Annotated in this window: 25 protein-coding genes; 17 read left to right on the plus strand and 8 right to left on the minus strand. The window is 39.2% G+C overall.

The window, feature by feature from the left end; translation table 11 throughout:
* The first annotated feature begins 176 nt into the window (after nt 1-176).
* The 5 genes from purE (at nt 177) to purB (ending at nt 5,121) form a co-directional block, all read left to right on the plus strand.
* Entirely contained in the window at nt 177-668 is a 492-nt protein-coding gene (gene purE, locus HMPREF1514_RS00135) for a 5-(carboxyamino)imidazole ribonucleotide mutase (RefSeq protein ID WP_037596292.1), read from the plus strand.
* On the plus strand, nt 655-1,746 hold the full coding sequence (gene purK / locus HMPREF1514_RS00140; RefSeq protein ID WP_037596294.1) for a 5-(carboxyamino)imidazole ribonucleotide synthase: 1,092 nt from the start codon (nt 655-657) through the stop codon (nt 1,744-1,746). The genes purE and purK overlap by 14 nt, the downstream gene beginning before the upstream one ends.
* Nucleotides 1,747-1,755: 9 nt before the next feature.
* Nucleotides 1,756-1,980 (plus strand): hypothetical protein, encoded by a 225-nt coding sequence (locus tag HMPREF1514_RS00145; protein ID WP_037596296.1) that lies wholly within the window; start codon nt 1,756-1,758, stop codon nt 1,978-1,980.
* Entirely contained in the window at nt 1,980-3,749 is a 1,770-nt protein-coding gene (locus tag HMPREF1514_RS00150) for an RNA-directed DNA polymerase (protein WP_232216459.1), read from the plus strand. Before HMPREF1514_RS00145 ends, HMPREF1514_RS00150 begins: the two co-directional genes overlap by 1 nt.
* A gap of 76 nt (nt 3,750-3,825) precedes the next feature.
* On the plus strand, nt 3,826-5,121 hold the full coding sequence (gene purB / locus HMPREF1514_RS00155; RefSeq protein WP_037596298.1) for an adenylosuccinate lyase: 1,296 nt from the start codon (nt 3,826-3,828) through the stop codon (nt 5,119-5,121).
* A 189-nt stretch (nt 5,122-5,310) separates the two neighbouring features.
* On the opposite strand, the gene HMPREF1514_RS00160 is transcribed toward purB, so the two are convergent.
* The gene (locus HMPREF1514_RS00160; RefSeq protein WP_037596300.1) at nt 5,311-5,877 is read right to left on the minus strand and encodes an NAD(P)H-dependent oxidoreductase; all 567 of its coding nucleotides are present in this window, start codon (nt 5,875-5,877) and stop codon (nt 5,311-5,313) included.
* Nucleotides 5,874-6,470 (minus strand): TetR/AcrR family transcriptional regulator, encoded by a 597-nt coding sequence (locus tag HMPREF1514_RS00165; protein WP_037596303.1) that lies wholly within the window; start codon nt 6,468-6,470, stop codon nt 5,874-5,876. Before HMPREF1514_RS00165 ends, HMPREF1514_RS00160 begins: the two co-directional genes overlap by 4 nt.
* Before the next feature lie 216 nt (nt 6,471-6,686).
* Between HMPREF1514_RS00165 and dhaK the strand changes: the two genes are divergently transcribed.
* The 4 genes from dhaK to HMPREF1514_RS00185 are packed head-to-tail and all read left to right on the plus strand — an operon-like array spanning nt 6,687 to nt 9,365.
* Complete coding sequence (gene dhaK, locus HMPREF1514_RS00170) at nt 6,687-7,676, plus strand: dihydroxyacetone kinase subunit DhaK (RefSeq protein ID WP_037596306.1); 990 nt, start codon at nt 6,687-6,689, stop codon at nt 7,674-7,676.
* A 10-nt stretch (nt 7,677-7,686) separates the two neighbouring features.
* Nucleotides 7,687-8,268, plus strand: coding sequence for a dihydroxyacetone kinase subunit DhaL (gene dhaL, locus HMPREF1514_RS00175; protein ID WP_037596309.1), 582 nt, complete (start codon nt 7,687-7,689; stop codon nt 8,266-8,268).
* Nucleotides 8,265-8,639: a dihydroxyacetone kinase phosphoryl donor subunit DhaM gene (gene dhaM / locus HMPREF1514_RS00180; RefSeq protein WP_003071235.1), complete on the plus strand. Its 375-nt coding sequence runs from the start codon at nt 8,265-8,267 to the stop codon at nt 8,637-8,639. Before dhaL ends, dhaM begins: the two co-directional genes overlap by 4 nt.
* Nucleotides 8,640-8,651: 12 nt before the next feature.
* Complete coding sequence (locus HMPREF1514_RS00185; RefSeq protein ID WP_037596312.1) at nt 8,652-9,365, plus strand: MIP/aquaporin family protein; 714 nt, start codon at nt 8,652-8,654, stop codon at nt 9,363-9,365.
* Between the two features lie 300 nt (nt 9,366-9,665).
* Here the strand turns inward: HMPREF1514_RS00185 and HMPREF1514_RS00190 are convergent, their stop codons facing one another.
* Entirely contained in the window at nt 9,666-10,382 is a 717-nt protein-coding gene (locus HMPREF1514_RS00190; RefSeq protein WP_037596314.1) for a GntR family transcriptional regulator, read from the minus strand.
* A 171-nt stretch (nt 10,383-10,553) separates the two neighbouring features.
* Here HMPREF1514_RS00190 and HMPREF1514_RS00195 point away from each other — a divergent pair, with 171 nt between their 5' ends.
* From HMPREF1514_RS00195 to HMPREF1514_RS00230, 8 genes are all read left to right on the plus strand, one after another.
* Nucleotides 10,554-12,341 carry a glycoside hydrolase family 35 protein gene (locus tag HMPREF1514_RS00195; RefSeq protein ID WP_037596406.1) on the plus strand — a complete coding sequence of 596 codons (1,788 nt, stop codon included), beginning with the start codon at nt 10,554-10,556 and terminating at the stop codon, nt 12,339-12,341.
* Nucleotides 12,338-12,814 (plus strand): PTS system mannose/fructose/N-acetylgalactosamine-transporter subunit IIB, encoded by a 477-nt coding sequence (locus tag HMPREF1514_RS00200; protein ID WP_037596316.1) that lies wholly within the window; start codon nt 12,338-12,340, stop codon nt 12,812-12,814. Before HMPREF1514_RS00195 ends, HMPREF1514_RS00200 begins: the two co-directional genes overlap by 4 nt.
* 18 nt (nt 12,815-12,832) lie before the next feature.
* Complete coding sequence (locus tag HMPREF1514_RS00205) at nt 12,833-13,726, plus strand: PTS mannose/fructose/sorbose/N-acetylgalactosamine transporter subunit IIC (protein WP_006269047.1); 894 nt, start codon at nt 12,833-12,835, stop codon at nt 13,724-13,726.
* Nucleotides 13,713-14,540, plus strand: coding sequence for a PTS system mannose/fructose/sorbose family transporter subunit IID (locus HMPREF1514_RS00210; RefSeq protein ID WP_003071224.1), 828 nt, complete (start codon nt 13,713-13,715; stop codon nt 14,538-14,540). Before HMPREF1514_RS00205 ends, HMPREF1514_RS00210 begins: the two co-directional genes overlap by 14 nt.
* 17 nt (nt 14,541-14,557) lie before the next feature.
* Complete coding sequence (locus HMPREF1514_RS00215) at nt 14,558-14,962, plus strand: PTS sugar transporter subunit IIA (protein WP_037596319.1); 405 nt, start codon at nt 14,558-14,560, stop codon at nt 14,960-14,962.
* A 152-nt stretch (nt 14,963-15,114) separates the two neighbouring features.
* Entirely contained in the window at nt 15,115-16,284 is a 1,170-nt protein-coding gene (locus tag HMPREF1514_RS00220) for an SIS domain-containing protein (RefSeq protein WP_037596321.1), read from the plus strand.
* Between the two features lie 10 nt (nt 16,285-16,294).
* Nucleotides 16,295-17,296 (plus strand): tagatose-bisphosphate aldolase, encoded by a 1,002-nt coding sequence (gene lacD / locus HMPREF1514_RS00225; protein WP_037596323.1) that lies wholly within the window; start codon nt 16,295-16,297, stop codon nt 17,294-17,296.
* Between the two features lie 42 nt (nt 17,297-17,338).
* Complete coding sequence (locus tag HMPREF1514_RS00230; protein ID WP_037596325.1) at nt 17,339-18,376, plus strand: aldose epimerase family protein; 1,038 nt, start codon at nt 17,339-17,341, stop codon at nt 18,374-18,376.
* A gap of 443 nt (nt 18,377-18,819) precedes the next feature.
* On the opposite strand, the gene HMPREF1514_RS00235 is transcribed toward HMPREF1514_RS00230, so the two are convergent.
* From HMPREF1514_RS00235 to HMPREF1514_RS00255, 5 genes are all read right to left on the minus strand, one after another.
* Nucleotides 18,820-19,338 carry an ATPase AAA gene (locus tag HMPREF1514_RS00235; RefSeq protein ID WP_037596326.1) on the minus strand — a complete coding sequence of 173 codons (519 nt, stop codon included), beginning with the start codon at nt 19,336-19,338 and terminating at the stop codon, nt 18,820-18,822.
* Nucleotides 19,339-19,372: 34 nt separating this feature from the next.
* Entirely contained in the window at nt 19,373-20,122 is a 750-nt protein-coding gene (locus tag HMPREF1514_RS00240; protein ID WP_037596328.1) for a class I SAM-dependent methyltransferase, read from the minus strand.
* 111 nt (nt 20,123-20,233) lie between these two features.
* Complete coding sequence (locus HMPREF1514_RS00245) at nt 20,234-21,016, minus strand: aminoglycoside N(3)-acetyltransferase (protein WP_037596329.1); 783 nt, start codon at nt 21,014-21,016, stop codon at nt 20,234-20,236.
* Nucleotides 21,017-21,076: 60 nt separating this feature from the next.
* Nucleotides 21,077-21,520 carry a GNAT family N-acetyltransferase gene (locus HMPREF1514_RS00250; protein ID WP_198014300.1) on the minus strand — a complete coding sequence of 148 codons (444 nt, stop codon included), beginning with the start codon at nt 21,518-21,520 and terminating at the stop codon, nt 21,077-21,079.
* Nucleotides 21,514-21,954: a hypothetical protein gene (locus tag HMPREF1514_RS00255; protein ID WP_037596411.1), complete on the minus strand. Its 441-nt coding sequence runs from the start codon at nt 21,952-21,954 to the stop codon at nt 21,514-21,516. The genes HMPREF1514_RS00250 and HMPREF1514_RS00255 overlap by 7 nt, the downstream gene beginning before the upstream one ends.
* Between the last annotated feature and the right edge of the window lie 65 nt (nt 21,955-22,019).

The following is a 22,019-nucleotide window of genomic DNA, read 5'->3' on the forward strand; positions in this document are numbered from 1 at the left end:
AGCAACCGAAGGTTGCTAGAATCCGACAGTTTCTTCCGTAGTGAAAAGATGATTAACCACGGTTAATCGTCTAGGGAAATTTCGAGACCCTGGGCTCGAATTTAAGCAATGGAACGCCATAGGCGGTCGCTTACGTCCCCACTACTTAAGGAAACTGTCAAAAAAGGAAGAATGTTATGAAAAAACCACTTATTTCTATTATTATGGGTTCCAAATCCGACTGGAGCACTATGCAAAAAACCGCTCAAGTTTTGGATAACTTCGGCGTGGCCTATGAAAAGAAAGTCGTCTCTGCCCACCGCACACCGGACCTCATGTTCAAACATGCAGAAGAAGCTCGCAGCCGCGGCATCAAGGTCATCATTGCAGGTGCAGGCGGTGCCGCGCATTTGCCGGGTATGGTGGCAGCTAAAACAACACTGCCTGTCATCGGTGTACCTGTCAAATCACGCGCGCTCAGCGGTCTGGACTCTCTTTATTCGATTGTGCAGATGCCAGGTGGTGTGCCTGTGGCAACTATGGCCATTGGGGAAGCGGGAGCGACCAACGCTGCCCTAACTGCCCTTCGGATCTTGGCGATTGAAGATCAAGACCTAGCAGCAGCGCTAGCGGATTTTGCTGAAGAACAAGGAAAAATCGCAGAGGAGTCTAGTAATGAGCTCATCTAAAACAATCGGGATCATCGGCGGCGGTCAGCTGGGTCAGATGATGGCTATCGCGGCGGTTTACATGGGGCACAAGGTGGTGACGCTGGATCCAACGGCGGACTGTCCTGCCTCGCGCGTGTCTGAGATGATTGTGGCGCCTTACGATGATGTGGATGCTTTGCGTCAATTGGCGGAGCGTTGCGACGTACTGACCTATGAGTTTGAAAATGTCGACGCTGACGGTCTTGATGCAGTCGTAGGAGGCGGTCAGCTGCCGCAGGGTACTGATCTACTACGCATTTCGCAAAACCGTATTTTTGAAAAGAACTTCCTCGCCAACAAGGCTGGCGTGACGATCACTCCATATAAGGTAGTGACCTCTAGTTTGGACTTGGAGGATTTGGATTTGGGCAAGACTTACGTCTTGAAAACGGCCACAGGCGGTTATGATGGACACGGTCAAGTCGTCATTAAATCACCCGACGATTTAGCTGCCGCGAATCAATTAGCCAATTCTGCTGAGTGCGTCTTGGAAGAATTTGTGGACTTTGACCTTGAAATCTCAGTTATTGTCTCAGGTAATGGCAAGGACGTGACGGTCTTCCCCGTTCAGGAAAATATCCACCGCAACAACATTCTTTCGAAGACCATCGTCCCAGCTCGCATTTCAGAGAGTCTAGCAGACAAGGCCAAAGCTATGGCGGTGCGAATCGCAGAACAGCTTAATCTGTCTGGAACGCTCTGCGTGGAAATGTTTGCGACAGCTGATGATATCATCGTCAATGAAATCGCCCCACGCCCCCACAACTCAGGACACTACTCGATCGAAGCCTGCGACTTCTCACAATTTGACACGCATATTTTGGGTGTTCTCGGAGAACCATTACCAGCCATTAAACTCCATGCGCCTGCTGTTATGCTTAATGTCCTCGGCCAGCATGTCGAGGCTGCTGAAAAATATGTCACAGAAAATCCAAGCGCCCACCTCCACATGTATGGTAAAATAGAAGCGAAGCACAACCGCAAGATGGGACATGTGACTTTGTTTAGTGATGTGCCAGATAGTGTGGTTGAATTTGGGAAAGGGATTGATTTTTAGGTGAAGCCTATGATTCAAATAATCGTAAATGCATTTGTTGAAAAGGATAAGACGGGAGCAGTTGTCGAAGTCTTGTATGCCAGTAGCGATCACGAAAAAGTGAAAGCTAAATATGAAGAGCTAGTGGCTCAGTACCCAGAAAACTATCTAGCAATTTACGATTTACCACTGGATACAGATTTGAATACACTAGCTCACTATCCGTCTGTGTTTATTGGGAAAGAGGAGTTTTAGTGACCTTGTTAGAAGATGTTTATAATGAAATCTTTAATCCAGAGTATTTAATTAAATACGGTTATTTCTCTTATAAAAAGAATAAAGAGAAAGATTCAGATGATGATAGTTATTTTAGTACAGAAACATTTTATAGAATGTTCAACTTAAATCAACTTTCTCAAATAGCTATTAATTGTTTGTCATCTCGTTATGATATGACAATTACGGAACCAATATACTTTAATATTCCTAAAAAAGGTCTGATTAGAAGACAGTATAAACTTCCAAATTTGTATAGCTATACTAACTTGATTAAGTATATGTGTGATAACAAAAATGAGTTTATTGATATTTTTTTAGAAAATAACTTTTCAACATCTAAGTTTTTTGATTCTCCTAAATATAAATATGCTGTAACAGAAGAAATAAAATCAAAATTATTATATTCTGGCAACAAACAGCTACATCTTGATTTATCTAATTTTTATCACACTTTATATACTCATAGTATCCCTTGGATGCTAATGGGAAAAGCTACTGCAAAATTAAGTAGAAGTGGAGGTTTTGCAAACGATTTGGATAAATTAATTGAAGCTTGTCAGTATGGAGAGACTCATGGTATTCCAACAGGAAATTTAGCTTCAAGGATTATAGCTGAGTTGTTCATGTGTTATTTTGATAAAGAAATAGAGAAAAAAGGCTTTAAATATGCTCGTTATGTTGATGACTTCACCTTTACGTATTCTATGGAATCAGAAAAAGAAGAATTCTTAGAACAAGTGAACTTATTATGTAGGGAATATAACTTGTACTTAAATTCAGAAAAAACTATTATTGAGAATTTCCCACAAAATAATAATAGGAGTAAATTAAAAATTTTTAGTTTTTTCGATAGCTGTGATTTTATAACCAAACAACCACCAGTGCAACGAGATTTGATTAATAATTATTTGGATTTATGTATTACTGAAGAAAGTAAAGGAAATAAAGGATCGCTAAAAATAATTTTTTCAGGTCTTCAAAGAAGTATTGTATATTTTGGCAAACTATCAGAAAATAGAATTAATGAATTGTTTCTTTATATCAATCCAAAGACAAAAACATCGTTATTAGAAAAGATATTTGATATTTCTATAAAAAAACCAGAATTGACCAATAGATTCATGGATTTGTTTGAAGATTTATTTACAAGTTCTAAACTTAAAGTAGGGGCAAAAAAAATAATTCAGAAATATTTTGAAGAAAATACTAGAAATTTAATATCTAAAATTTTTTATTATAAAAAGAATAATTTTAGTCAGGAATTTTATCAAATTTTACTTTATATTGTTCAATTTAATGTAAATACAAGAGGAATTATATCTAAAAAAAATCTATTATCTTTGATAGATGAGAGGGTAGATGATTTTTCTCTTTGTTTATTAACTATTATTTATATAAAACGGGAGTTAGATAGTAAAGATTTATTAGATAAAATAAATAATTTGCTAGAAGAGACTTGTAGAAATTATCCAAATCAATCACGATTTTCAGGAAAATTATGGTACTATAGATATTTTATATATTATTTAATAAAAAATAATATAATTAATAATACAATAGTCAGGTCGTATTTGAGGAGCAAAGGATATCAATCAGGAAGATATGGTTATAAGTCAGAACTAAACGCGAGTTACATTTTTACCCAAGGGAATCAACAAAATATAAATAATTTTTACAAAGATTTGCTTGATTCAAATGTTGCATTGGTTGATTGTGGGGAAAATCAAGACTTTATATATTTTTAGTTTATATACTCTTCCTAAAAGATAAGATGATTAGAAGTGTCTTTAGCAATTAGAAATATCGAAAGGAAAATTAAACATGATTGAAAGATATAGCCGCCCCGAAATGGCGAACATTTGGAGTGAAGAAAATAAATACCGTGCTTGGCTTGAGGTGGAAATCTTGGCTGACGAGGCATGGGCTGAGTTGGGGGAAATCCCTAAGGAAGATGTGGCTTTGATTCGCGAGAAGGCGGACTTTGACATCGACCGTATTTTGGAGATTGAGCAGGAGACACGCCACGATGTGGTAGCTTTCACGCGTGCGGTTTCTGAGACTCTTGGTGAAGAGCGTAAGTGGGTTCACTATGGATTGACTTCTACTGACGTGGTGGATACGGCCTACGGTTACCTCTACAAGCAGGCCAACGACATCATCCGCAAGGACCTTGAAAACTTCCTTAACATCATCGCTGATAAGGCTAAGGAGCACAAGTTCACCATCATGATGGGTCGTACCCACGGTGTGCACGCTGAGCCTACAACTTTTGGTCTTAAATTGGCGACTTGGTACAGCGAAATGAAGCGCAATATCGAGCGTTTTGAACATGCGGCTGCTGGTGTGGAAGCTGGTAAGATTTCTGGTGCGGTTGGGAACTTTGCCAACATCCCACCATTTGTAGAGGAATATGTCTGCGAAAAATTGGGTATCCGTGCCCAAGAAATCTCTACACAAGTCCTTCCTCGTGACCTTCACGCTGAGTATTTTGCGGTTCTTGCCAGCATTGCAACTTCGATCGAGCGTATGGCAACGGAGATCCGTGGTCTTCAAAAATCAGAACAACGCGAAGTGGAAGAATTCTTTGCTAAGGGGCAAAAAGGTTCATCAGCTATGCCTCACAAACGCAATCCTATCGGTTCTGAAAACATGACAGGTCTTGCGCGTGTTATCCGTGGTCACATGATAACAGCCTATGAGAACGTAGCTCTCTGGCACGAACGTGACATCTCTCACTCATCAGCTGAGCGTATCATCACACCAGATACGACCATTTTGATTGACTATATGCTCAACCGTTTTGGAAATATCGTTAAGAACTTGACGGTCTTCCCTGAAAACATGATCCGCAACATGAACTCTACTTTTGGTCTTATCTTTAGCCAACGTGCTATGTTGACCTTGATTGAAAAAGGCATGACCCGTGAGCAAGCCTATGACTTGGTGCAACCAAAAACAGCCTACTCTTGGGATAACCAAGTAGACTTCAAACCACTCCTGGAAGCAGATCCAGAAGTAACCTCACGCCTTAGTCAAGAGGAAATCGACGAAATCTTCAATCCAGCATACTACACCAAACGAGTAGATGAAATCTTCAAGCGCGTGGGGCTAGATTAAACATAAAAATGAGCCTGGGCAAAAAGTCCAGGCTTTTGAATTTAAATTAGAAAAATAGATGACGCAGTGGTTGATTGGCATCTTCTTTCGCTTTTAAGCTCCAAAGATGACTTAATCAACTGGGCGGGGGTGGGAAAACGAACTTTTTTAACTTATTTGAAGTTCTTTCCCACTCCTGTTTTCTTTATCTTAAATTTGACTGGCCAGCTGCCCGATTTTCTTGAGCATTTCTTGGCGTTGTTGGTCTGTTTTGCGTTCTACACTGTTGAGTTCAGTCAGTTTGACTGGAGAAATACCGCAAGGTTTCAGGATTTGATTTTTAAGCACTTTGCCATAGTCTTGGACGAAAGGTAGAGCAAAGGCTGGAGTATTATGACTGGTGATAATCCAGCCGGACTTGCCTTGCAGGTGGCCTTGGAGTCCGACTTTCTTATAAGAGTAGGCGAAGTCAGCCGCAAAGACGCGATCGATAAAGCCTTTAAGAATGGCCGGCATACCGCTCCACCAGATAGGGAAAATGAAAATCAGATGGTCTGCCCAAGTAATCAAATCCCGGTATTTTGCCATTTCAGGGTCTTTGTGCAGGTCACGGCGTCTATGTTCATGGTCAAAGCGCAAAATCGGATCAAAATTTTCAGCATACAAGTCCAAGGTTTTCACTTCGTGCTTCTTAGAAAGATTGCTTTGAACTTCTTTGAGAATAGCAGCATTGAAGCCAGTTGGGCTGGGGTGGGTGTAAATAATCAAGGTTTTCATGATCGTTCTCCTTTGATATAAATGTCAAGCATGTGTTCGATTGTGCTTTGGATGGCTTGAGGATCAAGGTCTTGTCCGATAGGACTGTTGGTCAGAACGGCCAGACCTGTGATAAAGCTCCAAAAGTGAAAAAGGCTTTCTGCTTCGCTATTGCTAAAATTTTCCTCCTTGCGAAGCTTTAAAACAAGCTCCTTAAATTTATCAAATCCAGGCAAGTCCGACTCCAAGAGAATTGTGTCCTGCGTCACCTTCATATATTTAAAAGGGAATTTGATAAAGAGAGCTTCGAAAAAATGAGGGTAGGTCTTGGCAAAAAGAATGAAATTAAGTCCAAGCTGGGTCAGCTGATCACGCGCAGAACCTGTCGCATCCATACTCTGATTGATTTCCTGATTGAGAAACAGCGAAAGCTGAGTCAAAACCACCTTGAGGTAGCCTTCCTTGCTCTCAAAATGGCGGTAAGGGCTGCCGTGAGTTACACCGCAGGCCTTGGCAACAGTCCTGAGCGAAAGCTGTTCAATTCCGTGTTTTCCGATTTCGTCAATCCCTGTTTGGATGAGTTGTTCTTTCAGCTGGGCAGTATTGCGTTTCATTCATTTTCTCCTAAAGTATACGCTGTCTACTTATCTATTTTTAGTATACGCTGTCTACTTTTTATTGTCAACTAATTTGATGCTTTCTTCTATTCTAGGATGTGGCAGAATTTGCTTTCGGTAAGATAAAATGTTAAAATAATATCAAAATGATAGCGCTTTCTTTTTAGGGCGAATTGCTCATTTTAGAGAAGCGCCGAGAAATGGAGGACACCTATGAAAAAAATTATCAATCAACCAACGGCTGTTGTGGACGAAATGCTGGACGGTTTGGCTTATATCCACAGTGATTTGGTGCATCGTGTAGAAGGCTTTGACATCATTGCCCGAAATAGCGAAAAGTCTGGCAAAGTAGCTATTATCTCAGGTGGCGGTAGCGGCCATGAGCCTGCACATGCTGGCTTTGTGGGCAACGGTATGCTTTCGGCTGCGATTTGCGGAGCGGTCTTTACTTCGCCAACTCCTGACCAAGTCTTGCAAGCAATCAAAGAAGCAGACGAGGGCGAAGGTGTGTTCATGGTTATCAAGAATTATTCTGGTGACATCATGAATTTTGAAATGGCACAAGATATGGCAGAAATGGAAGGAATCGAGGTGGCAAGTGTTGTTGTCGATGATGATATTGCTGTAGAAAATAGCCTTTACACGCAAGGTCGACGCGGTGTTGCGGGTACGATTTTTGTACATAAGATTTTAGGTCATGCGGCGCGTGCCGGAAAATCATTGAGTGAAATCAAGGCATTGGCTGATGAATTGGTTACTCAGATTCATACGGTTGGGTTGGCTCTCAGCGGAGCAACAGTTCCTGAAGTTGGGAAACCCGGCTTTATCTTAGCTGATGACGAAATTGAATTTGGAATCGGCATTCATGGAGAACCTGGTTATCGCAAAGAAAAAATGCAGCCGTCTAAAGAATTGGCACAAGAATTAGTGGAAAAATTGAAAGACTCTTTTGAACTCAAAGCAGGTGATAAAATCGGAATCCTTATCAATGGCATGGGTGCAACACCGCTCATGGAACAGTATGTCTTTGCAAACGATGTGGCTGGAATCCTTGCAACAGCAGGTCTGGAAGTTATCTATAAGAAATTAGGAAACTACATGACATCTATTGACATGGCAGGCATTTCTTTGACCTTTATCAAGCTAGAGCACAAAGAATGGGTAGACGCATTAAATAGTCCTGTTACAACAATTGCTTGGTAGGAGGTATGATATGGATGCAGAATTAGCAAAGAAATGGATGCTTCTCTTTAACGAAAAAATTCAAGCAAATAAAGACTATCTGTCAGAGTTAGACACCCCTATTGGTGACGGGGATCACGGAGGAAATATGGCGCGTGGTATGGCAGCTGTCGTTGAAAATTTGGAAGGAAAGGATTTTGCCAATTCAGCAGAAGTCTTTCAAGTTGTCTCCATGCAATTGCTTAGCAAGGTTGGCGGGGCCTCTGGCCCCCTTTACGGCTCAGCCTTTATGGGAATAATGAAGGCTGAGAAGGAAGGCACTAGCTTGGTGGATGCTGTTCAAGCAGGACTTGATATGATTCAAAAGCGTGGGAAAGCGAGCGTCGGTGAAAAAACGATGGTAGATGTCTGGGCTGGTGTGGTAGAAGCGATTCGAAGAGAAGAATTGACCAAAGAAACCATTCGTGCTTTGGTTGAATCAACCAAAGATATGAAAGCAACGAAAGGTCGAGCTTCTTATGTGGGTGAACGTTCGATTGGGCATATTGATCCAGGTTCGTATTCATCAGGCTTGCTTTTTGAAGCCTTGCTAGAAGCGGAGGGACTGGCATGACAGAAGTTGGGATTGTCGTGGTTTCTCATTCAAAATGGATCGCTCAAGGCGTTGTGGATTTAATTTCAGAAGTCGCCAAAGATGTCTTACTGACCTATGTAGGGGGTACAGAAGATGGAGGTATTGGTACAAGTTTTGAGCAAGTCCAAACGATTGTAGAAGCCAATGAAGCAGAGAAGATTTTAGCTTTCTTTGATCTTGGATCGGCTCGCATGAATCTGGAGCTAGTAGCAGATTTTTCAGATAAAGACATCATCATTAACAATGTTCCCATTGTTGAAGGAGCTTATACTGCGGCTGCTCTTTTGCAAGCTGGTGCAGATTTGGCGACTATACAAGAACAATTGAAAGAGTTAGAAATTAAGAAATAAAGGAGTTTGATTATGATTCAGTATCTCGGTGAATTTTTAGGAACTTTTATCCTAGTATTGCTTGGCGACGGGGTTGTTGCCGGGAATGTTTTGAGCAAGACGAAAGAAGAAGGAACCGGCTGGGTTGCTATCGTTTTAGGCTGGGGGATTGCCTGTACCGTAGCGGTTTATGTATCCGGATTTTTTAGTCCAGCTCACTTGAATCCAGCGGTCACATTCGCAATGGCCTCTATTGGAGCGATTAGTTGGGGGCAAGTCTTTCCTTTCATTATTGCACAAATGCTGGGTGCAATGGTTGCAGCTTTCGTTCTATGGCTTCATTACTATCCTCACTGGGTTGAAACGAAAGATTCCGGCTTGATTTTAGCTAGTTTTTCAACTGGTCCAGCCATTCGCCATACAGCCTCTAACTTTTTAGGTGAAGCATTGGGAACGGCTGTTCTCGTCATTACGATTATGGCAATTGGACCTAATAAAGTTGCTGCTGGTCTAGGACCTATCATCGTAGGAATGGTTATTTTTGCAGTCGGTTTTTCACTTGGTCCAACGACAGGTTATGCGATCAATCCGGCAAGGGATTTGGGACCGCGTATCATGCATGCTATTTTACCAATTGCGAATAAAGGAGATTCTGACTGGTCCTATGCTTGGATTCCGGTTTTGGGTCCAATCGTTGGTGGTGTTGTAGGGGCTTTGCTTTATAATCTTGTTTTAAGCATGATGTAAGAATATCAAAGGCAAGATATTTAAAATAAAGGAATTATATACTTGTACACAACCACAAAGTATGATTGTTAAATTTACAAAAATCTTGTTTCGAAATACTCCATATTGTGATTGGTGTAAACTGCGATATAGTTCCCTAAAATAAAACAAACGCGAGATGAACAGTAGTTTGTCTCGTGTTTAGTATATATTTTTTCGAAATAGTACTTTTTTGTTTCAAAATTGGTCTAGATAGATTATAATAATTTTAAGATATAAAAAAGAACAACTGACGCTCAGATGTTCTTTACGTAAAAATAATTAATGATTTCCACTGCGTGACACGAACTTGATTTTAAAGAAGTCGCCACGTTTGTAGGCTTCGCTATACTCTAGAATTTGCCCTGTGCTTTCTAACTGTGTTGTTTTTACTTGGAAGACCGTTGGGAAGTTTGTGTCAATGTCCAGTAATGTTGCAACAGTTTTTGGTGTCGGGAAGATGATTTCATTTGTTTCTTCAAAGTGCTCATCATTCATGTGGATATGATAGTCTTGTTTAAAGCGGTTGTAGATAGAGCTATAATATTCAAGATTTGGATAGTTGGCATTGATATACTGCTCTGGAATATAAGTTTGATGATAGATGTAGGGGATATCTTTTGCTTTACGGAGCCTCTCAATTTTATAGTAAAATTGATGTCCCTTTAGCTCTAACTTGTCAAGAATTGTTAAGTCGTTTCCACGTTCGATCGATAAAACGGTCACTTGATCAGTTTGGGTAGGAAATATCTCAATGTCAGAAAATTCAACAAGTTTGTGCTTGCGGGCGCGTGACACAAATGTTCCTTTTCCTTGTTGGCGGATAATGTACCCATCTTTTGCTAACTCGTTTAGAGCTCTGACAACGGTAATAGAACTCACATCGTACATTGTGATTAGCTCAGCTTCTGTATAAAATTTATCTCCATTTTCAAATTGACCTGAGATAATCTTACTTTTGAGTTCGTCTTTTATGTATTGGTACTTAGGGATTGCCATATTGTTCACCTCTCTTTCACTTCCCTCTCATAAAAAATTTTACCATAAATTTCAATAAAATGGTTAAATTTATTAAATTTTAAAAAAACTATTGACATTTCATGCAAAATATATTATATTAACCTATGTAAACGATTACAAGAAAATTATTGTGTGAAAGAGGGAAATGGTTTGGCAAGATTTGAGATTAGAGAAGAATTTTATCTGAATCAACAGCCTTTTAAAATATTATCTGGTGCTATTCATTATTTTCGGATCCAGCCAGATGATTGGTACTATTCACTTTATAATTTAAAAGCTCTGGGCTTTAATACAGTAGAAACCTATATTCCTTGGAATATGCATGAGCCAATAAAAGGGCAATTTGATTTTGAAGCTATCCTTGATGTAGAAAAATTCTTGCAAACAGCACAAAATTTGGGACTGTATGTTCTTCTTCGGAGTTCTCCCTATATCTGTGCAGAATGGGAATTTGGCGGTTTACCTGCTTGGCTCTTAGAAGAAAATATGAGAATTCGGTCTTCTGATCCTGCTTATCTTGCTGCAGTTGCCAACTATTATGATGAATTGCTTCCACGATTAGTGCCACATCTTTTGGAAAATGGTGGCAATATTCTCATGATGCAAGTAGAAAATGAATATGGCTCTTATGGTGAAGACAAGGAATATTTGAGAGCTGTTCGAGACATGATGCTAGAGCGAGGTGTGACTTGTCCGCTCTTTACGTCAGATGGTCCGTGGCGAGCTACTTTGCGAGCAGGAACGCTGATTGAAGATGATGTGTTTGTAACGGGGAATTTTGGCTCTAAGGCAAAAGAAAATTTTGCGCAGATGCAGGAATTCTTTGATGAGCATGGCAAAAAGTGGCCACTCATGTGTATGGAATTTTGGGACGGTTGGTTCAATCGTTGGAAAGAGCCAACTGTCACGCGAGATCCAGAAGAATTAGCTGAAGCGGTTCACGAAGTCTTACAACAAGGCAGTATCAATCTTTATATGTTTCATGGAGGAACAAATTTTGGGTTCATGAATGGTTGTTCAGCGCGAGGAAGCATTGACCTGCCACAAGTAACGTCTTATGATTACGAAGCTCTCCTTGATGAACAAGGAAATCCAACACCAAAATACTTTGCCATTCAGCGAATGTTAAAAAAATATTATCCAGAGTATCCACAGAGAGAGCCTTTGGTAAAAGAAACGTTTGAGTTAAAGAATATTCCGCTTAGTGAGAGAGTTAGCTTATTTGAGACTTTAGAAGATATAGCGCAGCCAATCGAGAGTCTGTATCCTATGAAAATGGAGGAGTTGGGCCAAAATGTTGGCTATCTGCTCTATCGTACACAAGCAGAATGGGATGCGGATAAGGAACGGGTTCGTGTCATTGACGGGCGTGATCGGATGCAGCTTTTTGTAGACGGGAACTTTATTACGACCCAGTACCAGACAGAAATCGGACAAGACATCTTTGTTGCTGCTGAAAAAGGTACCAATCACACAATTGACATTCTCATGGAAAATATGGGGCGGGTCAACTACGGACATAAATTGCTGGCAGATACGCAGCATAAAGGTATTCGCACAGGAGTTTGCAAAGATCTCCATTTTATGCTTCATTGGAATCAGTATCCATTAGAGTTCAAAAATCCAGAAGCGATTGATTTTACGAAAGAATGGCATGAAGATCAGCCAGCATTCTATGCATTTGATGTTGAATTGAAAATGCTTAAAGATACTTATCTGGATTTGACCAACTTTGGCAAAGGAATTGTCTTTGTCAACGGTGTCAATATTGGCCGTTTCTGGGATGTTGGCCCAACCTTATCACTTTACATTCCACATGGTCTCTTACGGATCGGAAACAATCGCATTATTATTTTTGAAACCGAAGGAAAATATAGTAAATTCATTGATTTAGTTCATAAACCTACATTTAAACCAATAAAGGGGGATAAACTATGACAATTATAGCTAATCGGATTGATGGACGTTTGATCCATGGGCAAGTAGCCAATCTTTGGACTACAACATTAAATATTTCACGTATTATGGTTGTAGATGATGAAATAGCAGAAAATACTATTGAAAAGAGTGGCTTGAAGTTGGCGACACCAGCTGGTGTAAAATTGAGTGTGTTACCAGTTGCAAAAGCGGCAGAAAATATCCTAGCAGGCAAATACGATAGCCAGCGTCTGCTCATTGTTGCGAAAAAGCCAGATCGTTTTTTGAGATTAGTAGAAGCAGGCGTACCAATCGAAACGCTCAATGTGGGCAATATGTCGCAGACATCTGAAACGCGTTCGGTCACACGATCGATTAATGTGGTGGATGAAGATGTGGCAGTGTTTCATCAGCTAAATGAAAAAGGGGTCAAGTTAACAGCCCAAATGGTTCCAAACGACCCAGCCGAAGACTTTATGAAATTATTGAAATAAATTTAGGAGGTCATTGTTATGATACAATGGTGGCAAATTCTCTTACTAACGCTGTATTCAGCGTATCAAATTTTGGATGAGTTGACGATTAACTCATCAGCAGGATCTCCTGTTTTTGCAGGATTTATTACGGGTCTGGTCATGGGTGATCTGAAGACAGGCCTATTTATCGGTGGTAGTTTACAACTGGTTGTACTCGGGGTTGGTACATTTGGCGGTGCTTCTCGGATTGATGCAACCTCTGGTGCAGTTCTTGCAACAGCATTCTCTGTGGCAACAGGTATCAAAGCGGAATTGGCGATTTCAGCTATCGCAGTTCCGGTAGCAGCGTTGCTGGTTTATACTGATGTTCTTGGACGTTTCTCTACAACTTACTTTGCACATCGTATTGATACAGCGGTTGAAAAATTTGACTACAAAGGTGTTGAACGTAATTACTTACTCGGTGCTATTCCATGGGGGCTTTCACGAGCACTTCCAGTATTTTTAGCTTTGTGGCTTGGTGGGGATGCTGTAAAAGCATTCTCCGATTGGCTTGCCAATAATGCACAATGGATTGCAGATGGTTTGATTCTTGCAGGTAAAATGCTTCCTGGTGTCGGTTTTGCAATTTTGCTTCGTTACCTTCCAGTAAAGAAAAACCTTCATTATCTTGGTTTAGGCTTTGCCATTACAGCAATGTTGAAAGTTGTTTTTGACTATATTTCAACATTAGCGACAGCATCAAGTGCTGTCAAACCCATTGCAAAGGCTCTCGGTGGAGCTAAGTTTGAGGGGCTTCCAATGATTGGAATTGCGATTATTGGCTTTGCTTTAGCAGCTCTTAGCTATCAAAATGCTATCAACAAACAAGTGGTGACTGTTGCTGCGGAACAATCAGAAAGTGGGGAAATTGACGATGACGAACTCTAATTACAAATTAACAAAAGAAGATTTTAAACAAATCAACCGTCGTAGTCTCTTTACTTTCCAATGGGGTTGGAACTACGAGCGTATGCAAGCATCAGGTTATCTTTATATGATTTTGCCGCAGTTGCGTAAGATATACGGTGATGGTACGCCAGAATTAAAAGAAATGATGCGAACACATACGCAATTTTTCAACACGTCTAACTTTTTCCATACTTTGGTGACAGGGATTGACCTTGCGCTTGAAGAAAATGAAGGGGTTGCGGCTAAAGATACTGTTACAGGGATTAAAACTGGGTTAATGGGTCCATTTGCAGCGATTGGTGATGCGATTTTTGGTTCAACTATTCCTGCAATCATGGGTGGCTTGGCAGCAGGTCTTGCCATTGATGGCAATCCTCTTGGTATTTTCCTTTGGATAGGAGTAACGATTGCGATTAACGTTTTCCGTTGGAAACAATTAGAATTTGCCCACAAAGAAGGCGTTAAATTAGTTACAACGATGCAGGATAAATTGTCCGCAATCACAGATGCTGCAACTGTTTTGGGAACATTCATGGTAGCTGCTTTAATTGCTACGATGATTAACTTCAAATTCACCTATACTCAAAGTTTTGGTGGTGTAACGTTTAATCTTCAAGAAACGTTGGATAAAATCTTCCCGCGTTTGGTTCCGGCATTGTTTACTGGATTTGTTTATTGGCTGCTTGGTAAGAAAGGTATGAATTCAACCAAAGCAATCTTTATTGTCATTATTATTGCAATTGGTGTTTCTGCGCTTTCACACTTTACTCATACGCCAATCTTAGGTGTTTAAAAGGAGCTTTTCTATAAATGACAAAACAACTTATACTGGTCAGCCATGGTCACTTTTGTGAAGAATTGAAAAAAAGTACCGAAATGATTATGGGGCCTCTGGAATTCGTTCATACAGTTCCCTTACTTCCGGAAGAAGGAATAGACGACTTTACGGCTAAATTTTTAGCGACTGTAAAAGAGCTAGATGATTACATTGTCTTTGCTGATTTGCTTGGAGGAACACCTTGTAATGTCGTTAGTCGCCTTATTCTGGAAGGACTTCAAATTGAACTCTATGCAGGAATGAATATGCCCATGGTGATAGAATTTATCAATTCTGCCTTGACTGGTGTGGAAGCGAAATATATTGAAAAAGCAAACAGATACATTGTGAAGGTCAATGATATGTTGGCAGCAATGAATGATGAGGAAGATGAATAAAAATATATCCAGTTAATAGTGGCTGAGAAAGCGCATACTTGGTATAATAAGGAGGAGGGGATAAGAAAATGGATTTCTTAGAAATCCTTATTTCCCGCCCCCTTCTTTTGGTTAATAGAAAATATCACATCTGCAAAGCAGAAAGGAGAAATATGCTCAATTATACAAAGGAAAAATTAGTCGAATTAGGTGCGGAAATCACCACGAGGGAAATTTATCAACAGCCACAGGTTTGGCAGACGGCTTTTGAAAATTATAAAGCGCAAGCTGATGAGATTGTAGCGTTTCTAAATGGCATTGATGAAAAGCATGACTATATCAAGGTTATTTTGACAGGGGCGGGAACATCAGCCTACGTTGGAGATACGCTTTTACCTTATTTTAGAAAGCTGTATGATGAACGCAAGTGGAATTTCAACGCCATTGCAACAACGGATATTGTAGCCAATCCTTTGGCGTATTTACACAAGGAAGTACCGACTGTTCTCGTTTCTTTTGCCCGTAGCGGAAATTCGCCAGAGAGTGTGGCAACAGTTGATTTGGCAAAGGACTTGGTTGAGGAACTGTACCAAATTACAATTACATGTGCAGCAGAAGGGAAGTTAGCGCAGCAAGCACATGGTGATGAACGCAATTTGCTCTTGCTTCAGCCTGCACTATCAAATGATGCTGGCTTTGCTATGACCTCAAGCTTTACGTCTATGATGTTAACCGCTTTGCTCGTCTTTGACAAGACAGATTTAGCTGTAAAAGAAGGGAAGATTGCTGCTTTAATAGCTTTGAGTCAAAAGGTGCTAGATTCGGCAGAAATGATTCAAAAGATGGTATCCTTGGATTACAATCGAGTCATTTATCTGGGAGCAGGGCCATTCTTTGGCTTGGCACATGAAGCTCAACTGAAAATTTTGGAATTGACTGCCGGACAAGTGGCGACGATGTATGAAAGCCCTGTTGGTTTCCGCCATGGTCCAAAATCATTAGTAAATGAAGAAACGGTCATTGTGGTGTTTGGTTCGACAGACTCATACACCAAATTATATGATCTTGATTTAGTACGAGAAGTGGCTGGAGATGATATTGCCCGCAAGGTGATTTTATTGACAGATCAGAGGGAAGATTTGGAAAATGTTGAACAGATCATTCTTTCTAGCCAATCACTAGCAGATGACGTTTATCGCGTGTTCCCTTATATTGTCTGTGGTCAATTATTTGCCTTATTAACATCCCTTAAGGTTCAAAATCGTCCAGACACACCGTCTCCGACAGGAACTGTCAACCGTGTTGTGCAAGGTGTCATCATTCACCCGTTTGATAAAGAATAGGAAGGAATCTATGGAAAAATTAAAAATTAGTCACAAAAAGTTATCACATTTAAAGAAGCTGTCAGATGAAAATGGTATGATTGGAGCTTTGGCGATTGATCAGAGAGGTTCGCTGAAAAAAATGCTGGCAAGTGGTGCACGTACTGTATCGGGCGATGAAGCACTGATTGAGTTTAAACAATTGATTTCCAGTCAGTTGACTCCGTATGCAACTTCTATTCTTTTGGATCCAGAATATGGTGTCCCCGCTACTAAATTACGGGCATCAGAGTGCGGTCTTATTGTTGCTTATGAAAAGACAGGGTATGATGCGACAACAGAAGGTCGCCTGCCAGACTTGCTACCAAATTGGTCTGCTAAACGCATTAAAGAACTAGGCGCTGATGCAGTCAAAGTTTTGATTTATTATGATGTAGATGACAAACCTGAAATCAATGATATCAAACAAGCTTGGGTTGAACGAGTAGGGAGTGAATGTCTAGCAGAAGATATACCTTATTTCCTTGAAATTCTGACTTATGATACGACGTATACTAGTGTAGTAGATGCAGATTATGCAAAAGTAAAACCTCACAAAGTCAATGAAGCCATGAAGCTCTTTTCAGAACCACGTTATAATGTAGACGTTTTAAAAGTCGAAGTTCCTGTAAATATGAATTTTGTAGAAGGTTTTGCTAAAGATGGAGTAGAACCAGTTTATAGTCTCGCAGAAGCCAAGGCTTTCTTTAAGGAACAATCTGATGCGACGCATCTGCCATTTATTTTCTTGAGTGCTGGAGTTAGCGCAGAGCTTTTCCAAGAAACACTGAAAGTGGCACATGAGGCAGGTTCTCAATTTAATGGTGTCCTTTGTGGTCGTGCTACCTGGAAAGAAGCTGTTACGGTCTTTGCAGATCAAGGAGCGGATGCAGCTAGAGCTTGGTTGGATGAAACAGGACGTCAAAATATTAACGGCTTAAATCGTGTCTTACGTGAAACAGCTGTTTCGTGGATGGAGAAGTTAGAGATTTAAAATAGGAAAATGTAAAATGGTAATAAAAACAAGGAAAGTTGTATGAAATCTTATCAAGAAGCTATTTTCGGAACATTTCAAGGGCAAGATATTGTTTCTTACACATTTGAAAATGATTTGGGCTATCGTTTGAAAGTCATGACTTATGGAGCGACTGTCTTAGAATATGTCACTCCGGACAGAAATTATGAATTTACAAATATCGTAGTTGGGTTTGATTCTTTTGATGCTTATGTAGGCAATAGCCCTAAATATGGCGCAAGCGTTGGACCAGTTGCAGGACGGATTGCAAAGGCTGAGTTCGAGTTGAATGGAGAAATCTATCCGTTAGAGGTCAATAATGCAGAAAATTGTAATCACAGCGGATCTACTGGCTGGGATAGTGCCATTTTTCAAGTGGAAGAGGTCACGAATGAAAGTGTCACTTTTTATATTGAACGCACAGACGGAACAGGTGGTTTCCCAGGAAATTTGAAGGTCTGGGTTTCTTATACTTTAACAGAATTGGGTGAGCTAGAGGTTTCGTATCAAGTTCAAACGGACAAGGACACTTTAGTTAATCCGACCAATCACAGTTACTTTAACTTAACAGGCGATTTCCGTCAGCCAATTGATCATTGTGTTTTGCAGCTGAATACTCTTGGTGTCTATCCTATCGCACCAGATGGAATACCTGCTAAAATACCAGATTCAGAACATAACTTTGTAAAACAGCTTTGCCAAGGCGTTTCTATGAAGGATATTTTTGCAGATCAAGATGAGCAGATTCAGATTGTATCAGGCTTAGATCATCCATTTGTTTTGGATAAAAAACAGGAATATGCTGGCTCTCTTTATGAGCCAGAATCTGGACGTTATCTTACTTTCAAAACTAGTGCACCTTGTTTGGTGACTTACTCAGCAAACTTTGTGGATGACACGGTCATTTTAAATGGGCATCCCATGATTCAGCACAATGGCTTAGCTCTTGAAACTCAGGCGCTTCCTGATGCCATTCATAGCGACTTGAAAGCAGATGTTATCTTAAAAGCGAGTGAGATTTTTACCAGCACGACCATTTATCATGCAACAAGCAAATGAAAATGAATATTGAAAACGGCAGTTGATTGTTCTGTCGTTTTTATTTAATACCAGTTTAAAATACTTATTCCATATTAGTATCATCAAATAAAAATCTTTAGTGTCTATTTGTAAAATCTACGGTTAAATCAGTTTACTAACCTAATTTTTTATAATAAAAGGAAGTGAGTTTTATCTCTTTGCTTCCTCTCACTCTTGGTATTGATGCGAAAGAGGGATTGGTTGCATCAACAACCCAAAAATTCCATATAAATAAAAAAACACACAAACAGATTTCACTCTGTCTATGTGTTTTGCTGGTTTTGATAAGAATACGGAGGATTCTTTTGTATAGATAGTGATGTGTTACTCCCGTAAATAATCGCCGTGTAAAATTATTTTAAATTCATCAAAACTGTAATCACCCTTTAATGCTATTCCTTTTAAAATCTATATTATCTCTCTTAAACAAAAAACTTATCTGAAGATTTTATTCTATTTACAGTTTCTTTAATATCTAAATGATCCGTATAAAGCAAATGATTCTTATTCATATTTCTAGATAGAAATTCATTTCTTGATGTAATGGATAACTCACCAGTTCTTTCTATTTCTTTTCTAGAAGAATCTCTATCTTTAAGAGTCTGTTCTTCTGTTAGCAACACACAATATTTTAATTTTATTTGTTTCGTTTTTAAGAAGTCTTCCATTTTTTTAATTTGGTCTTCAAATAGTACATAGTTTATGATTACTGTCATATCTCTAGCAAGTAAATTATTGGTAATACTAATGACATTATCCCAGAACAAATCCATATAGTAGCCATCATCTTCCCATGGTGCTACCAAGCCACTTTTAATCATTAAATAAATACTGTCTCCTTCTATAACAGCACTTTTGTCAAATGTGTAAGCTAACTCTTTGCTAACACTACTTTTCCCAACACCTGGCGGCCCAGAAATAATATAAACACAGTTTTCCATATTAACACCTCTACAAATTTTAATTCTATTTCTATCATTTAACTGATTTTGTTGCAATATATGTTTTAATATTCAGTTCATGCAGTCTACCAAAACCATTTGTATCTTCATATATATCAAGCAGAGTAAACCCCGCCTTTAACTGTCCGCCTATTTGCTCTGTCATATTGTGAGAGAATTGCATGCCAGCATTTTCTTTTATCATAAAATCTTTGGCTGTTTTATCTTTTAATGGATTAAAAGGCATTTTCCAAATAATTTCTTTTTCTTCATTATCTACAATGTAATTTATTTCATTGTTTAATCCTGCCAGAAAAATTCCACCCTTTTTCAGAACTCTATATACTTCATTAAAAATGGGCTGCACATCTTCAACATAACAGTTGGAAACCGGATGAAATACTATATCAAAGGCTTCATCCTCAAAAGGCAAAGCTTTTGTCATATCGCCTTCAATCGCTTTAATAGTATAGCCTTCTCTTTCAGCAATTAAAAATTCACTTTCTATTTGCTTTGACGAATTATCAAGCACAGTGCAATCTGCACCTAATGCGTTAAATATAGGTATTTGCTGCCCACCACCTGATGCTAAACCTAAGATTTTGTTTCCATTTAAATTTCCTAACCATTCATGTGGAACAGGAACCGTCGGAGTAAGAAAAACATTCCACTCTCCGTTTTTTGCATTAATATACTCATCATGTGAAGTTGGTTTACCCCATTCCCAGCTTTCTTCAACCCATCTATCAATGGTTTCTTTATTGATATCCTGATATGATTTCATTAGCTATTTCCTTTTATAAATCCCCAGTTTATCAGATAAACTGGGATTATCGACTTATTTTTGCTAAAGTTTAGCCAGTTTACCGTTTCCTTCACAATGATTAAATTCAACCTATTTACGATGCTTTTCAATCCAGGAAACGGAAAAATCTACTAGATTACGCTGTTGCATCAGTCTAGAATCAGCATTGCCGATTTTCCCTATATTTGCAAGACCCTTTTCCTCAAACGCGATTCCTATGTCCTCAAAATCTTCTCCGTCAACAAATAAGGTATTATACGCTTTCCATATCCGAACACCATCTTGAAGTATGGCACTGTGTTCAATACAGTCATGTTTCCCAGGATACTCTGCACGGACATCCGCTAAGTGTATGGAGGTGTTTTTATCATATCCAACCCCTAATAACAGTACTTTTGCGTCAAGTTCATAGAGTTTTGCGATAGGTGATCCCTCCCCAAATATATTTGAAAGGGTGTGTTCCGCTGTAATATATTCAGCTTGTTTTCCCCATGCACAAATTGATCTTGCTGGATGATCTGTTCTGATGCTCCCCGGCCATTGACGGAACATTTCTGCAACAGCTCCCATTGTATTTGTTGGCGTTATCTGTTTATCATATGCTGGCCAATTCTCTCTAATTTTATCCCAGTCTGACTCGTCTGCATTCCAGTGCACACCTGTTTCCGGATCTAAATTTTTCCATGACTGTGTCGGCATCACAATGGTACCTTCAGAAGTAACGACTTCAATTAGAGCTTCTATCACAGTCTGCGCTCCTCCACATACATATCCAATACTTTTTAACGATGTATGGACAATGACAACATCCCCTTGTTTCAGACCAAGTTGTGTCAGGTCCGCTACGATATCATTTTTATCTACTGTTCTCATAATTCTTTCCTCTTGTGAGCAAAATTTATCCTAAATTCATCCGACAGTCCGGCATTTATTTTACTCAATCCATTGTATAAATGCTCTTTTATCTTCAGCATTATAGCCGGCATTCTTATAAAAAGTTAATGTACTTTTGTTCTTTGTACCCGTCAAAAGCATTATTTTATAGCAATTGTTTTCTATCGCTATTTCCCTAGCATAATGGAGACATTCTGTCGCATATCCTTTTCCTCTATGTTCTTCATGCGTCACCACATTCTCAATAAGGGCATAAGGGCGTATATTTCTGGTTAGATTCGGAATGATGACACAAACGCAGGATGAAAGGATCTGACCATTTATCTCTTTTACAATAATATGGTGATTTTTATCTTCCATGATTGCATTCCAGGTACCCTTCAAAGTTTCAATATCTTTCGGAATCTCTTTTTCATGCAAGAAAAGATATAGGTTCAACAAGTCATATAAATCTTCTCTAACAGCTTCTCGTATTATCAGCATCTCTCCTTCATGTAGGTTTCCACTTCTTCAGCAGTCAATTTTCTCACCTGTGTATTGGGAAATTCCTGATATTCTTCAACTGAAAAAACAGACGCCATTTTTTCACAAGTTTTTCCTTTATTCTTTTTTAGATATAATTTCAATTCTTCATTGCTTGCAAAAATTTTATAGGAAATTCTACCATTCTCACTTTTCAATTCATAAATACCACATGGCTTTTTTTCTGTATAATCGGCAGTTCTCAAATATAGTTTTGCAATTTCTAATGACTTAAATGGAAAATTCCACCGTTGCAATCCGCGACTTGAATCATGTTCAATACAAATGCACCTACCGCATGTACCACAAATATACTGTGTATGATTTTCTAAGCATTCCAAAGAATTTAAAAGTGGCGTTATTCTATTTTGGTCAACATAACATTCTTTACACATGTTCATTTCACAACCTCTCAGAATTTCAATTTTATCTATATGAGTCTATATGAGTCTATCATTTT

Origin of the sequence: Streptococcus sp. AS20 (genome assembly GCF_000524255.1) — a bacterium.
Classification (GTDB): Bacteria; Bacillota; Bacilli; order Lactobacillales; family Streptococcaceae; genus Streptococcus; species Streptococcus constellatus.

What these genes read in the sequence shown, in the direction of transcription:
- purB (WP_037596298.1), top strand. Translation starts at nt 3,826, where the DNA reads ATGATTGAAAGATATAGCCGCCCCGAAATGGCGAACATTTGGAGTGAA.
- HMPREF1514_RS00235 (WP_037596326.1), bottom strand. Translation starts at nt 19,338, where the DNA reads ATGGAAAACTGTGTTTATATTATTTCTGGGCCGCCAGGTGTTGGGAAA.
- HMPREF1514_RS00250 (WP_198014300.1), bottom strand. Translation starts at nt 21,520, where the DNA reads ATGCTGATAATACGAGAAGCTGTTAGAGAAGATTTATATGACTTGTTG.
- HMPREF1514_RS00240 (WP_037596328.1), bottom strand. Translation starts at nt 20,122, where the DNA reads ATGAAATCATATCAGGATATCAATAAAGAAACCATTGATAGATGGGTT.
- HMPREF1514_RS00230 (WP_037596325.1), top strand. Translation starts at nt 17,339, where the DNA reads ATGAAATCTTATCAAGAAGCTATTTTCGGAACATTTCAAGGGCAAGAT.
- HMPREF1514_RS00255 (WP_037596411.1), bottom strand. Translation starts at nt 21,954, where the DNA reads ATGTGTAAAGAATGTTATGTTGACCAAAATAGAATAACGCCACTTTTA.
- dhaM (WP_003071235.1), top strand. Translation starts at nt 8,265, where the DNA reads ATGACAGAAGTTGGGATTGTCGTGGTTTCTCATTCAAAATGGATCGCT.
- HMPREF1514_RS00220 (WP_037596321.1), top strand. Translation starts at nt 15,115, where the DNA reads ATGCTCAATTATACAAAGGAAAAATTAGTCGAATTAGGTGCGGAAATC.
- lacD (WP_037596323.1), top strand. Translation starts at nt 16,295, where the DNA reads ATGGAAAAATTAAAAATTAGTCACAAAAAGTTATCACATTTAAAGAAG.
- HMPREF1514_RS00185 (WP_037596312.1), top strand. Translation starts at nt 8,652, where the DNA reads ATGATTCAGTATCTCGGTGAATTTTTAGGAACTTTTATCCTAGTATTG.
- HMPREF1514_RS00160 (WP_037596300.1), bottom strand. Translation starts at nt 5,877, where the DNA reads ATGAAAACCTTGATTATTTACACCCACCCCAGCCCAACTGGCTTCAAT.
- dhaL (WP_037596309.1), top strand. Translation starts at nt 7,687, where the DNA reads ATGGATGCAGAATTAGCAAAGAAATGGATGCTTCTCTTTAACGAAAAA.
- HMPREF1514_RS00190 (WP_037596314.1), bottom strand. Translation starts at nt 10,382, where the DNA reads ATGGCAATCCCTAAGTACCAATACATAAAAGACGAACTCAAAAGTAAG.
- HMPREF1514_RS00145 (WP_037596296.1), top strand. Translation starts at nt 1,756, where the DNA reads ATGATTCAAATAATCGTAAATGCATTTGTTGAAAAGGATAAGACGGGA.
- HMPREF1514_RS00210 (WP_003071224.1), top strand. Translation starts at nt 13,713, where the DNA reads ATGACGAACTCTAATTACAAATTAACAAAAGAAGATTTTAAACAAATC.
- dhaK (WP_037596306.1), top strand. Translation starts at nt 6,687, where the DNA reads ATGAAAAAAATTATCAATCAACCAACGGCTGTTGTGGACGAAATGCTG.
- HMPREF1514_RS00205 (WP_006269047.1), top strand. Translation starts at nt 12,833, where the DNA reads ATGATACAATGGTGGCAAATTCTCTTACTAACGCTGTATTCAGCGTAT.
- HMPREF1514_RS00245 (WP_037596329.1), bottom strand. Translation starts at nt 21,016, where the DNA reads ATGAGAACAGTAGATAAAAATGATATCGTAGCGGACCTGACACAACTT.
- purK (WP_037596294.1), top strand. Translation starts at nt 655, where the DNA reads ATGAGCTCATCTAAAACAATCGGGATCATCGGCGGCGGTCAGCTGGGT.
- HMPREF1514_RS00215 (WP_037596319.1), top strand. Translation starts at nt 14,558, where the DNA reads ATGACAAAACAACTTATACTGGTCAGCCATGGTCACTTTTGTGAAGAA.
- HMPREF1514_RS00200 (WP_037596316.1), top strand. Translation starts at nt 12,338, where the DNA reads ATGACAATTATAGCTAATCGGATTGATGGACGTTTGATCCATGGGCAA.
- purE (WP_037596292.1), top strand. Translation starts at nt 177, where the DNA reads ATGAAAAAACCACTTATTTCTATTATTATGGGTTCCAAATCCGACTGG.
- HMPREF1514_RS00165 (WP_037596303.1), bottom strand. Translation starts at nt 6,470, where the DNA reads ATGAAACGCAATACTGCCCAGCTGAAAGAACAACTCATCCAAACAGGG.